The following is a 13244-nucleotide window of genomic DNA, read 5'->3' on the forward strand; positions in this document are numbered from 1 at the left end:
CGTGAAGAACGGGCCTTCGGAACGAGCTTTCGCTACAGCGGCGAATACCGGTTACTTATGCTTCGAGTTGATGATCGCTTCGGACACGTTGTTCGGCGTTTCGGCGTAGTGCTTGAATTCCATCGTGTACGTCGCGCGGCCCTGCGTGAGCGAACGCAGCGACGTCGAATAGCCGAACATCTCCGCAAGCGGCACTTCGGCGCGCACGAGCTTGCCGCCGCCGCCCGCGATGTCTTCCATGCCCTGCACGATGCCGCGCCGCCCGGACAGGTCGCCCATCACGTTGCCCATGAACTCTTCGGGCGTTTCCACTTCGACGGCCATCATCGGTTCGAGCAGCACCGGCTTGGCCTTGCGCATCGCGTCCTTGAACGCCATCGAGCCGGCCATGCGGAACGCGTTTTCGTTCGAGTCGACGTCGTGATACGAACCGAACGTCAGCGTGACCTTCGTATCGACGACCGGATAACCCGCGAGCACGCCCGCTTTCAGCGTGTCCTGGATGCCCTTGTCGACCGCCGGAATGTATTCGCGCGGGATCACGCCGCCCTTGATCGCGTCGACGAATTCATAGCCCTTCGTCGGATTCGGCTCGAGCGTGATCACCGCGTGGCCGTACTGGCCGCGGCCGCCCGACTGCTTGACGAACTTGCCTTCGACGTCTTCGACCTTCGTGCGCACCGTTTCGCGATATGCGACCTGTGGCTTGCCGACCGTCGCCTCGACGCCGAACTCGCGCTTCATCCGGTCGACGAGAATTTCGAGGTGCAGCTCGCCCATGCCGGAGATGATCGTCTGGCCCGATTCCTCGTCGGTGTTGACGCGGAACGACGGGTCTTCCTGCGCGAGGCGGTTCAGCGCAATGCCCATCTTTTCCTGGTCGGCCTTTGTCTTCGGTTCGACAGCCTGCGAGATGACGGGCTCCGGGAAAATCATCCGCTCGAGGATGATCACTTTGTTCGGATCGCAAAGCGTATCGCCAGTGGTCGCTTCCTTGAGGCCGACGGCGGCCGCGATATCGCCCGCGCGCACTTCCTTGATTTCCTTGCGCTCGTTCGCGTGCATCTGAAGGATACGGCCGAGGCGCTCCTTCTTTTCCTTGATCGCGTTGTAGACGGTATCGCCCGACTCGACGACGCCCGAATACACGCGGAAGAAGATCAGCTGACCGACGAACGGGTCCGTCATGATCTTGAACGCGAGCGCGGAGAACGGCTCGTCGTCGCTCGGATGGCGTTCCGCTTCGTTGTCGTTTTCGTCGTGGCCCAGAATGGCGGGCACGTCGACCGGCGACGGCAGATAGTCGATCACCGCGTCGAGCATGGCCTGCACGCCCTTGTTCTTGAACGCGCTGCCGCACAGCATCGGCACGATCTCATTGGCGATCGTGCGCTTTCTGAGCGCGCCCTTGATTTCCTCCTCGGTCAGGCTCTCGTGGTCTTCGAGGTACTTTTCGAGCAGCGCTTCATCGGCTTCGGCCGCGGCCTCGACCATCTTTTCGCGCCACTCGTTCGCGAGCTCGACGAGATTCGCCGGAATGTCCCGGTACTCGAACTTGATGCCCTGGCTTTCGTCGTCCCAGACAATCGCCTTCATCTTGACGAGGTCGACCACGCCTTCGAAATGCTCTTCGGCGCCGACCGGAATCTGGATCGGCACCGCGACACCCTTCAGGCGCTCGCCGATCTGCTTCTGCACGCGGAAGAAATCGGCGCCGACGCGGTCCATCTTGTTGACGAACGCAATGCGCGGCACCTTGTACTTGTTTGCCTGGCGCCAGACGGTTTCCGACTGCGGCTGTACGCCGCCGACCGAGTCGTACACCATGCACGCGCCGTCGAGCACGCGCATCGAGCGCTCGACTTCGATCGTGAAGTCGACGTGACCCGGGGTGTCGATGATGTTGATCCGGTGCTCCGGATAATTGCCGGCCATGCCCTTCCAGAAGGCCGTCGTGGCAGCCGACGTGATCGTGATGCCGCGCTCCTGTTCCTGCTCCATCCAGTCCATCGTCGCCGCGCCGTCGTGAACCTCGCCGATCTTGTGAGTCACGCCGGTGTAAAAAAGGATGCGCTCGGTGGTGGTAGTTTTGCCGGCATCGATGTGAGCGCTGATCCCGATGTTCCGATAGCGCTCGATAGGAGTCTTGCGGGGCACGTGAACCTCCATGAAATAGCGCGCCGCCCCTTTTCCGCCGGTGGGTGACCTACCCGTCCGGTCGGCTGCGGCGCGTCTGGCAGAGAATATAAGGATAGCGTGTCGGGTCCCCTTTTGCTTGAATCTTCCGCGTTGCGGCAAGCGGGTGGGGCGCGCGGAGTCTGTTGTGCCGTAATTGCGGGAAGTCGGGTGCGGCAGCATGTAGAAGCAAAAAAGCCGGTTTGCACACCCTGTGTACAAAACCGGCTTTATGCCGTGACCGCTTCGCGCGCTGCGGGAATCGAGTTGGCTATTCGAGCCTGCGCGCCGGCGCGGTGCGCGCGTCGGCTGCCTGCTGTGCTGCCTACTGCGGCTGCGGCAGACCCTGAATCTTCATGCCGGGCTTGATGCCCTTCGACTCGAACCAGCCCTTGCTCATCTCGAGCGCGTAGACGCCATTGTTGCGCGGGCAATGGTTGTTCTCGGTTTCGGCCTGCATCTCGTCGATATCGGTGATCGTGCCGTCCGCGCGGATAAACGCGATCGACAGCGGAATCAGCGTGTTCTTCATCCAGAAGCAGTGCACCGCGGTCTCGTTGAACACGAACAGCATGCCCTCGTTCGGCCTGAGCTCCGTGCGATACATGAGGCCTTGCTCGCGATCCGGATCGTTCGCGGCGACGGCAGCGTCGATCACGAACATGCCGGCCGTCAGTTTCACGCGCGGGAAGTCGCCGGGCTGTTTCGCGCCGGGAGGAATTTGCGCAAACGCGTCGCGCGCCGGCAAGGCGGCAAACGACAACGCGACGACCGACAACGCAACGGCAAGCGCGAGGCGCGCCGCAAAATTCGCCCATAGCGAGCGCGGGTTGAATCGCACGACGGTGCTCCTTCTCCAGAGATGAACCGCGAATGTTACGCGAGCGCGCAGAAAAAGAAAAAGGCAGACGGCCTTGCGGCGATCTGCCTTTCAACGCCGTAAGAACGGCAGGTATGGCTTGTTCTTGACTGCGTTATTTCTTCGAACTTATTCCGAAGCGGCCGAAGCTGCAGCTGCCGGTGCTGCCTTCTTCTTCGAAGCGTGCTTCGTGTGCTTCTTCGTTGCCTTGTGTGCCGACGAAGCCGGAGCCATTGCGCCAGCAGCCGGAGCCGAAGCTTGTGCGAAAGCAGCCGATGCGAAGAGGCCAGCGACCAGAGCGGCGATGAGCTTGTTCATTGTGTGAAATCCTCAGCTTTAGTTAATTAACCAGATGACCCGTGGGTCGAGTCATGTCGTTCAACGTGCCATCCACCTTTCGGTTGACAGCCGGTTCGTCAAATTTCCGCGGAAATTTTCGTGAACCGGTTGCGAGCTGCGAGACGCGCGCGACACGCGGCAACGATGTGCCGGGTGGTGCGAACGGCTTGCGGGGCTGAATGCCGGACAGCTCGCGGCATCTGGGTCGTGTAACGTGCGATGCCGCGACGCGGTTGACGAAACGGTGGACGAAAGCGCGCGAATTTTTGCGGCACACGCCGGGTGCCGCGAGTTGGACGACGCCGTTTAGGCGAGTCCGTCCCACGGCGCGCGTGCGGACAGTTCGGTCGACTCGCCCGGTTCGAGGCCGAGCGCGAAGATGTCGAGCGCGCCGATGCCGACACGCACGAGACGCAAGGTTGGGAAGCCGACTGCGGCCGTCATTCGACGCACCTGGCGGTTCTTGCCTTCGGTGATCGACAGTTCGATCCACGTCGTCGGAATGGCCGCGCGGTAGCGGATCGGCGGATTGCGCGGCCATAACGTGGCGGGCGGTTCGACGAACTCCGCGCGACACGGGCGCGTCACATAGTCGCCGAGATCGATGCCGCGCGCGAGCGTCTTCAGGTCCGCGGTGCACGGCGTGCCTTCGACTTGCGCCCAGTAGCGTTTGACAAGTTTGTGACGCGGCTCGGCGATGCGCGTCTGCAGCGCGCCATCGTCGGTGAGGAGCAGCAGTCCTTCGCTGTCGGAATCGAGCCGGCCCGCCGGATAGACCCCGGGCACGCGCACGCAGTCCGCCAGCGACGCGCGCGTTTCGTGCGGCGAAAACTGACAGATCATGCCGTAGGGCTTGTTCAGAGCGAGCAGCGTCATGCGTGGAATCTGTGCGTATCAATGAATGGGGTTAGTAACGTCGAATGGCGGCGTTCGCGCCGTAAAGGCGCGAGAATAAGTCGCAGGAGGTGAACGCGCCGAGGTACGCCGCGACCATGGTAAATGGCGCGATATTAATGCATAATACGAAGCGCTCAGTCTTATGTCTTATATAAGACCTAAGACATCGCGCTTCTGAGCAGGCATGCTGGTGTCTTTTTGCTTTCCCGCGAGGGTCCGTCTGACCGTGCTGGCCTTTCTCCAGTCTCTGCCCGGCCTTTGCCGTCCGGGCCGCGGCAGCGTGCCCGCACGGCGGTGGGCTAGAATAGCGGCCTGGCGCCTCACGGACGTCAGGCATGCGCGGTAAGAGGAATACCCGGAGTGCCCGGGAGTGCCCGGTTTTGCAGGTCCCCAATCTGCTTTCACAGCACAGCCATCCATCACTGGAGTCCGATCATGGCGTATCAGCACATCAAGGTTCCGACGGGCGGTGACAAGATCGCCGTCAACGCGGATTTCTCGCTCACGGTTTCCGACCAGCCAATCATTCCGTACATCGAAGGCGACGGCACGGGTGTCGATATCACGCCGGTGATGATCAAGGTCGTCGATGCGGCGGTCGAGAAGGCGTATGGCGGCAAGAAAAAGATCCACTGGATGGAAGTTTTTGCCGGCGAGAAGGCGACCCGCGTGTATGGTCCCGATGTGTGGCTGCCTGAAGAAACGCTCGCTGCGGTCAAGGAATACGTAGTGTCGATCAAGGGCCCGCTGACCACGCCGGTCGGCGGCGGCATCCGCTCGCTGAACGTCGCGCTGCGCCAGGAGCTGGACCTGTACGTATGCCTGCGCCCGGTGCAGTACTTCAAAGGCGTGCCGTCGCCGGTGCGCGAGCCGGAAAAAACCAACATGGTGATCTTCCGCGAGAACTCGGAAGACATCTACGCGGGCATCGAATGGGCCGCGGAATCGGAGCAGGCAAAGAAGGTCATCAAGTTCCTGCGCGACGAAATGGGCGTGAAGAAAATCCGTTTCCCGGACACGTCGGCGATCGGCGTGAAGCCGGTGTCCAAGGAAGGCACCGAGCGCCTCGTGCGCAAGGCGATCCAGTACGCGATCGATAACGACCGCCGTTCGGTCACGCTCGTACACAAAGGCAACATCATGAAATTCACCGAGGGCGCGTTCCGTGACTACGGCTATGCGCTTGCGCAGAAGGAATTCGGCGCGGAGCTCGTGGACGGCGGCCCGTGGATGAAATTCAAGAACCCGAAGTCCGGTAACGACATCGTCATCAAGGACGTGATCGCCGACGCGTTCCTGCAGCAGATCCTGCTGCGTCCCGCCGAGTACGACGTGATCGCGACGCTGAACCTGAACGGCGACTACATTTCCGACGCGCTCGCCGCGCAAGTCGGCGGCATCGGCATCGCGCCCGGCGCGAACATGTCGGATTCGGTCGCGATGTTCGAAGCGACGCACGGCACCGCGCCGAAGTACGCGGGCAAGGACTACGTGAACCCGGGATCGGAAATTCTCTCGGCGGAAATGATGCTGCGCCATCTTGGCTGGACCGAAGCGGCCGACGTGATCATTTCGTCGATGGAGAAGTCGATTCTGCAGAAGCGCGTGACGTACGACTTCGCGCGTCTGATGGAAGGCGCGACTCAAGTGTCGTGCTCGGGCTTCGGTCAGGTCATGATCGAGAATATGTAATCGCGGTTCGGGTCTCGATTGCGGCTGTTTCGCGCGGCCTGAATCGAGCGATTGAACCCGATTGAACCCGATTGAACCCGATTGAACCCCGGTGGATCGCGTCGCGATTGCCGGGGTTTATTTTTCGAACACGGCTCAAGATCGCGCTTTTTCGCTTTCGTTGCGCGCGCATCGAGTTCGCGCCATGCGTTCCGCTTCGGCACGCGAACCCAGGAGCTGCGTTATGCTTGGCGCTCGCCGCGCATGAACGCCTGATCGCCCGATCTGCGGGAAACGAATACGTTGGCGCACATCGTCATCGTGCTGTCACTTGCCATGCTCGCGATGCAACGTTGCGGTATGAACAGGGAAACAACCGATGATTCGCAGGGAATTTCTGGCTCGTGCGCTGAGCGCCGCCGTCGCATCTGCCGCAGGGTCCTTCGGCATGCGCGATGCGCTCGCGCAGCACGCCGGGCACGATATGCAGGACATGCCGGGCATGGAAGGCATGGGCGACATGCACGGCATGCACGATACGGACGCCATGCGCGGCATGGCGTCGCATGCGGGCAGCGCGAACGACGCAGGCGTTGCGCTCGCATCGCCGAACGCATTGCCGTCCGGCGCGCCGCTCGCGACGTTGCGCCGCCTCGCCAACGAAAGCAGCGATCCGGGCACGTTTCGCGCAACGCTCGTCGCGCAGCCGGTGCGCCGGCAACTGATGCCCGGTAAGGCGACGCTGTTCTGGCTGTACGGCGACGCGGCGCAAGGTCCGGTCGCGGGTCCGCTGATCGAAGTGAACGAAGAAGATACCGTCGAAATACGCTTCGTGAACCGCTTGCCGCAGCCGTCGACCGTGCACTGGCACGGCCTGCCGGTGCCGCCCGACCAGGACGGCAATCCGTTCGATCCCGTCGCACCGGGCGAATCGCGCGTCTATCGCTTCACGTTGCCGCGCGGCAGCGCCGGCACATACTGGTATCACCCGCATCCGCATATGTTGTCGGCAGGGCAGGTGTACCGCGGCCTTGCCGGGCCGATCGTCGTGCGCGCGGCCGACGACCCGCTCGCCGCATTGCCCGAACGCCATCTGTTCCTGACCGACCTCAAACTGGCCGCCGACGGCTCGATCGCGCCGAACGACATGATGGACTGGATGAATGGCCGTGAGGGCCAGTTCGTGCTGGTCAACGGCGCGCCGCGCCCGCGCATCGTGGTCGCGCGCGACGAGCGGTGGCGTGTCTGGAACGCGTGCAATGCGAGGTATCTGCGGCTGTCGCTTGGCGTCAATTACCCGTTCGTGCAGGTCGGCACCGACGGCGGGTTGCTCGGCGATGCGCGCGACGGTCTGACCGAACTGCTGCTGGCGCCCGGTGAGCGCGCCGAGCTGGTGGTGCGCGCGGGCCAATGGCCGTCGCAGAGCGCGCTGACGGCCGCCGTCTACGACCGCCGCAAAATGGCGATGGGCTCAGGCAGCGAGCACGGCAGTTTGCCGCCCGATCCAGCCCGTGTGCTCGCGGACGTGCGTTTCTCACCGGCGGGCGGCGCGGGCGCAGGCGCCGAGCCGACGCTGCATCCGCTTCCTTCGCCGCTTCGTACGATCGAAGCGCTGGCGCCTGCGGCGGGCGCCACGGCGCCGCGAAAATCCGTCGTCTTCTCCGAAGAGATGGATATGACGGCGATGCATCGACCGGGCGCGACGATGCACGAGATGCCGGCCGGGATGAAATTTCTGATCAACGGCGAAACCTTCGATGCGTCACGCATTGCGCTAACGAGCCGCAGCGGCGAGGTCGAGCATTGGTCGATTGAAAATCGTACCGACATGGACCATCCGTTCCACCTGCACGGCACGCAGTTTCAGGTTGTCGAGCGGGAGCGAAACGGCAAACGGACGCCGGAGCCGTACCTCGCGTGGCGCGACACGGTCAATGTTCAGCCCGGTGAAACAGTGCGCATTGCCACGGTGCAGAAAATGCCGGGCGAGCGGATGTTTCACTGCCATATTCTCGAACACGAAGATCTCGGAATGATGGCGACGCTGAAAGTCGTCTAGACCGCCGCGTTCAATGGCGCGCCGATTTTGATTCTTAACAGCGAAAAAGAAAAACCCGGCGCGAGGCCGGGTCTCAATAACTGGGCTTTCAAACGTGCCGTGCTTCAAAAGCCGTCACGCTTTGTAAATGAGGAACCCGGCATGAAGCCGGGTTCTTTAAAGGGTACGGGAATCGAACAAATTCAGGCAGCAGCCTGGATGTTCGATGCCTGTTTGCCTTTGGGGCCTTGCACGACCTCGAAACTCACCTTCTGGCCTTCCTTGAGGGTTTTGAACCCGTTCATCTGGATAGCCGAAAAGTGTGCAAACAGATCCTCACCGCCTTCGTCGGGCGTAATGAATCCGAAACCTTTCGCGTCATTGAACCATTTGACCGTACCGGTTGCCATACCAACTTCCCCTGTATCTCAATCACACGAGCCCTCGAAAAGCCCAACGACCGCGAAATGCAGCCGCCCCTCCTCACAAGCTCACCAACGGCATTTTTTCGTATAGACCGCACATTGAAAAAAGTGCCAGCTTGATTGTTGAGTCTCTTTATTCGAGTGTCAAGGAAATTTTGAGACGCTATGTGCGCCGTTGTAAAGAACCAATTTCCAGGGTTTTTCCTTCTTTTCTTGTGTGCGGTCGCCCAAGCGGCCCATCTTGAAAAGTCGCATAATCGACTCACATGCCGCGTGTAGCCGAGCTTTTCGAGGCGGGTGCCGTCGGACGCCTCTGCATTCGCGGCGAGCTTAACGTCCGCTGGCGCAGGTTGTGCGATACTCGTTTCGGACAGCGGCCTTTGCGCCGCGAACTGGAACGAATGAGGACATACCGGAGGGCTGGTTCCGCGATCGGCCCCGCGCATTGCGCAAGCGCGACGGGCCAACGCCCGCGGGTCCCGGCCGATGTATTACCGGCCGTGGCCGGCTGGTCGGCCGGTTGGGTTTTGACAGGATTGCGGGCCTGTCCGAGTTGTTTAGAATGGGTGTATGGCGATTATCCCGGACAAGCAGGACAACACGGTACTGGAGCGGCAGGAACAAAAGCTGAAACCGCCGGCCATGTACAAGGTAGTGCTGTTGAATGACGACTTCACGCCGATGGAATTCGTCGTGATGATCGTGCAGGAATATTTCAATAAAGATCGTGAGACCGCTACGCAGATAATGCTGAAGGTGCATCGCGAAGGCAGGGGAGTTTGTGGGGTCTACACGCGGGACATCGCGTCGACCAAAGTCGAGCAAGTCGTTACCCACGCACGGCAGGCCGGGCATCCGCTGCAGTGTGTGATGGAGGAAGCATGATTGCCCAGGAACTGGAAGTCAGCCTGCACATGGCGTTTATGGAAGCACGTCAGGCGCGGCATGAGTTCATCACGGTCGAACATCTTTTGCTGGCGCTGTTGGACAACCCAACGGCTGCCGAAGTGCTGCGCGCCTGCGCGGCCAACATCGAAGACCTGCGGCAGAACCTGCGCAACTTCATTCATGACAACACGCCTACCGTGCCAGGCACGGATGACGTCGACACGCAGCCCACGCTGGGTTTCCAGCGTGTGATCCAGCGCGCGATCATGCACGTGCAGTCCACGTCGAACGGCAAGAAGGAAGTGACGGGCGCGAACGTGCTCGTCGCGATCTTCGGCGAGAAGGATTCGCACGCGGTGTACTACCTGCAGCAGCAGGGCGTCACGCGCCTCGACGTGGTGAATTTCATCTCGCATGGCATCGCGAAGACGAACAGCACCGATGCGGCGAAGGCGAGCGATTCGAACACCGAATCGGACGAAGCAGCCGCGCAGAAGGAAACGCCGCTCGCGCAGTTCACGCAGAACCTGAACCAGATGGCGAAAGACGGCCGCATCGATCCGCTGATCGGACGCGAGGCGGAAGTCGAGCGCGTGGTGCAGGTGCTGTGCCGCCGGCGCAAGAACAATCCGCTGCTGGTCGGAGAGGCCGGCGTCGGCAAGACCGCGATCGCCGAAGGCCTTGCGTGGCGCATCATGCGCGGCGAGGTGCCCGATATCCTGGCCGATGCGCAGGTGTATTCGCTCGATATGGGCGCGCTGCTGGCCGGCACGAAATATCGCGGCGACTTCGAGCAGCGTCTGAAGACCGTGCTGAAGGAACTGAAAGAGCGTCCGCACGCCATTCTGTTCATCGATGAAATTCATACGCTGATCGGCGCCGGTGCCGCATCGGGCGGCACGCTCGATGCGTCGAATCTGCTGAAGCCGGCGTTGTCGTCGGGCACGCTCAAGTGCATCGGCGCGACGACGTTCACCGAATTCCGCGGCATCTTCGAGAAAGACGCAGCGCTGTCGCGCCGTTTCCAGAAGATCGACGTCACGGAACCGACGGTCGAGCAGACGGTTGCGATTCTGCGCGGCCTCAAGTCGCGCTTCGAAGAGCACCACGGCGTGAAGTATTCGTCGGGTGCGCTGTCGGCCGCGGCCGAACTGTCGGCGCGGTTCATTACGGACCGTCACTTGCCGGACAAGGCGATCGATGTGATCGACGAAGCGGGTGCGGCGCAACGGATTCTGCCGAAGTCGAAGCAGAAGCGCACGATCGGCAAGGGCGAGATCGAGGAAATCATCTCGAAGATCGCGCGCGTTCCGGCGCAAAGCGTGTCGCAGGACGATCGTAGCAAGCTGCAAACGCTCGATCGCGACCTGAAAGCGGTTGTCTTCGGCCAGGATCCGGCTATCGACGCGTTGTCTGCATCGATCAAGATGGCGCGCGCGGGTCTCGGCAAGACCGATAAGCCGATTGGCGCATTCCTGTTCTCGGGCCCGACCGGCGTCGGCAAGACCGAAGTGGCGCGGCAACTTGCGTTCACGCTCGGTATCGAGCTGATCCGCTTCGATATGTCCGAGTACATGGAGCGTCACGCGGTTAGCCGTCTGATCGGCGCGCCGCCCGGATATGTCGGTTTCGACCAGGGCGGTCTGCTGACCGAAGCCGTGACGAAGAAGCCGCATTGCGTGCTGCTGCTCGACGAAATCGAGAAGGCGCATCCGGACATCTTCAACGTGCTGCTGCAGGTGATGGACCACGGCACGCTGACCGATAACAACGGGCGCAAGGCGGACTTCCGCAACGTGATCATCATCATGACCACCAACGCGGGCGCGGAGGCGATGCAGAAGTCGTCGATGGGCTTTACGAATCGCCGCGAAACCGGCGACGAAATGGCCGACATCAAGCGCATGTTCACGCCGGAGTTCCGTAATCGTCTCGATGCGACGATCAGCTTCCGCTCGCTCGATGAAGAAATCATCATGCGCGTGGTCGACAAGTTCCTGATGCAGCTCGAAGACCAGTTGCATGAGAAGAAGGTCGACGCGCTCTTCACCGACAACCTGCGCAAGCATCTCGCGAAGCACGGTTTCGATCCGCTGATGGGCGCGCGTCCGATGCAGCGTCTGATCCAGGATACGATCCGCCGCGCGCTGGCCGACGAACTGCTGTTCGGCAAGCTGATGAACGGCGGCCGTGTGACGGTCGATGTCGATCAGGAAGACAAGGTCCAGCTGACATTCGACGAACAGTCGCTGCCGCCGCGCAATCCGAATCCGGAAGCGGTGGAAGTGGACTGAAGTCGTCCGCCTTCTTTGGAAAAAAACGGCGCGGGTTGAAGAACCCGCGCCGTTTTTATCTTGTCTTCCGCACGTCGGGCCAACGCAAGTAAAGCGTCGTTACCGCGTCCGCGTCGCAAGTCAGTGCTTGCCGGTACTCCCGAACCCGCCCTCACCGCGCTCGCTCACGGCGAACTCGTCGACGATATTGAACTGTGCCTGCACGACGGGCACGATCACGAGCTGCGCAAGCCGCTCCATGGGGTTCAGCGTGAACGTCGTTTGCCCGCGGTTCCACGTCGAAATCATTAGCTGGCCCTGGTAATCCGAGTCGATCAGACCGACGAGATTGCCGAGCACGACGCCGTGTTTGTGACCCAGCCCCGAACGCGGCAAGATCAGCGCCGCATAGCCGGGGTCGCCGACATGCACGGCGAGGCCGGTCGGCACGAGTGCCGTGCCGCCGGGCGCGAGCGTCAGCGGTTCATCGAGGCAGGCGCGCAGGTCGAGGCCCGCGCTGCCCGGCGTGGCGTAGGCGGGCAGATAGTCGCGCATGCGCGCGTCGAGAATCTTCAGGTCGAGTTTCATGCAGGTCGAATTTACGTTCGGGTTTGGAATGAAGTGGGGAGACCGGGGCGCAGTATCCGGGTCCGCTTAGCGACCGAGCTCGAACGCCTCGGCGAGCAGTTGATAAGAACGCAGCCGCGCTTCGTAACTGCCCGCGACGGTCAGCACGATCAATTCATCGGCCTCGAACTGTTCCTGCAGCGCGCGCATGCGCTCGGTCACCGACTCCGGCGTGCCGATAATGCTGCGCGGCTTCTCGCGATCGATGATCAACTGCTCACGCGCGCCGTACTCTTGCGCAACGCCTTGCGCGATCGACGGAATCGGCGCGTTGAGTCCATACGCCATCTGCACGCGGCGCAGATCGACGGCTTTTTCGAGGTCCGCGGCCTCGCGCTCGGTATCGGCGCAGATCACAAACACGGCGGCGGCGAGATACGGCTTCGCCTCGTGACCCGCCTGAAAGCGTTCGCGATACGCCTGCGCGACCGCATGTCCGAAATGCGCATTGATGAAATGCGCAAACGAAAAGCGGATACCGAGCTGCGCCGCGAGCATGCCGCCGAAGTCGCTGGAACCGAGCATCCACAACTGCGGACGCGTGTCGATTTGAGGCTGCAGCAGCACACCGTGCGCGACGTGATCCGAAGGCAGCGTGCCGTCCATCAAGCCGATCAGATCGGCCACCTGCTGCGGGAAAATATCGCCGCGATTGTACGTGCCTGCCGCGACCGCCTGCGCGGTGCGCATATCGCCGCCGGGCGCGCGGCCGACACCGAGATCGATGCGATTCGGGAACAGCGCCTCGAGCATCAGGAACTGCTCGGCGATCTTGAACGGACTGTAGTAAGGCAGCATCACGCCGCCCGAGCCGATGCGAATCCGCTTCGTCACGCTGCCGAGGTGCGCGAGCATCACTTCAGGGCACGGATTCGACACGCCGCGCAAGCCGTGATGCTCGGCACACCAGTACCGTGTGTAGCCGAGATCGTCGGCCAGTTGCGCGAGTTCGACCGTTGCGGCAATCGCATCGGCCACCGAGTGCCCGTCGATCACGGGCGTCTGGTCGAGCACGGAGAGTAGCGTCATGACAGCAGCGCTCCTGGATAGCT

Annotated in this window: 11 protein-coding genes; 4 read left to right on the plus strand and 7 right to left on the minus strand. The window is 61.9% G+C overall.

Annotated elements, in window-relative coordinates; translation table 11 throughout:
* Positions 1-51: 51 nt before the first annotated feature.
* From fusA to BTO02_RS04045, 4 genes are all read right to left on the minus strand, one after another.
* On the minus strand, positions 52-2157 hold the full coding sequence (fusA, locus tag BTO02_RS04030; RefSeq protein ID WP_075158574.1) for an elongation factor G: 2106 nt from the start codon (positions 2155-2157) through the stop codon (positions 52-54).
* 343 nt (positions 2158-2500) lie between these two features.
* Positions 2501-3016, minus strand: coding sequence for a DUF192 domain-containing protein (locus BTO02_RS04035; RefSeq protein WP_075155942.1), 516 nt, complete (start codon positions 3014-3016; stop codon positions 2501-2503).
* 147 nt (positions 3017-3163) lie between these two features.
* The gene (locus BTO02_RS34990) at positions 3164-3352 is read right to left on the minus strand and encodes a hypothetical protein (protein WP_075155943.1); all 189 of its coding nucleotides are present in this window, start codon (positions 3350-3352) and stop codon (positions 3164-3166) included.
* A gap of 327 nt (positions 3353-3679) precedes the next feature.
* On the minus strand, positions 3680-4249 hold the full coding sequence (locus tag BTO02_RS04045; protein ID WP_075155944.1) for a pseudouridine synthase: 570 nt from the start codon (positions 4247-4249) through the stop codon (positions 3680-3682).
* A 456-nt stretch (positions 4250-4705) separates the two neighbouring features.
* Here BTO02_RS04045 and icd point away from each other — a divergent pair, with 456 nt between their 5' ends.
* Positions 4706-5962 carry an NADP-dependent isocitrate dehydrogenase gene (gene icd, locus BTO02_RS04050; protein ID WP_075155945.1) on the plus strand — a complete coding sequence of 419 codons (1257 nt, stop codon included), beginning with the start codon at positions 4706-4708 and terminating at the stop codon, positions 5960-5962.
* Between the two features lie 358 nt (positions 5963-6320).
* Positions 6321-8000 (plus strand): multicopper oxidase family protein, encoded by a 1680-nt coding sequence (locus BTO02_RS04055; RefSeq protein ID WP_075155946.1) that lies wholly within the window; start codon positions 6321-6323, stop codon positions 7998-8000.
* A gap of 182 nt (positions 8001-8182) precedes the next feature.
* Here the strand turns inward: BTO02_RS04055 and cspD are convergent, their stop codons facing one another.
* Positions 8183-8389, minus strand: a complete 207-nt coding sequence (gene cspD, locus BTO02_RS04060; protein ID WP_017776809.1) for a cold shock domain-containing protein CspD — start codon at positions 8387-8389, stop codon at positions 8183-8185.
* 585 nt (positions 8390-8974) lie between these two features.
* On the opposite strand from cspD, the gene clpS reads away from it, so the two are divergent.
* Both clpS and clpA read left to right on the plus strand, forming a co-directional pair.
* The gene (gene clpS / locus BTO02_RS04065) at positions 8975-9289 is read left to right on the plus strand and encodes an ATP-dependent Clp protease adapter ClpS (protein WP_075155947.1); all 315 of its coding nucleotides are present in this window, start codon (positions 8975-8977) and stop codon (positions 9287-9289) included.
* Complete coding sequence (gene clpA / locus BTO02_RS04070; RefSeq protein ID WP_075155948.1) at positions 9286-11586, plus strand: ATP-dependent Clp protease ATP-binding subunit ClpA; 2301 nt, start codon at positions 9286-9288, stop codon at positions 11584-11586. Before clpS ends, clpA begins: the two co-directional genes overlap by 4 nt.
* A 120-nt stretch (positions 11587-11706) precedes the next feature.
* On the opposite strand, the gene dut is transcribed toward clpA, so the two are convergent.
* A complete protein-coding gene (gene dut, locus BTO02_RS04075) occupies positions 11707-12153 on the minus strand; it encodes a dUTP diphosphatase (RefSeq protein ID WP_075155949.1) in 447 nt (148 codons plus the stop codon).
* A gap of 66 nt (positions 12154-12219) precedes the next feature.
* A complete protein-coding gene (locus BTO02_RS04080) occupies positions 12220-13221 on the minus strand; it encodes an LLM class flavin-dependent oxidoreductase (RefSeq protein WP_075155950.1) in 1002 nt (333 codons plus the stop codon).
* Positions 13222-13244: the final 23 nt, after the last annotated feature.

The organism is Paraburkholderia sp. SOS3, assembly GCF_001922345.1.
Lineage (GTDB): Bacteria > Pseudomonadota > Gammaproteobacteria > Burkholderiales > Burkholderiaceae > Paraburkholderia.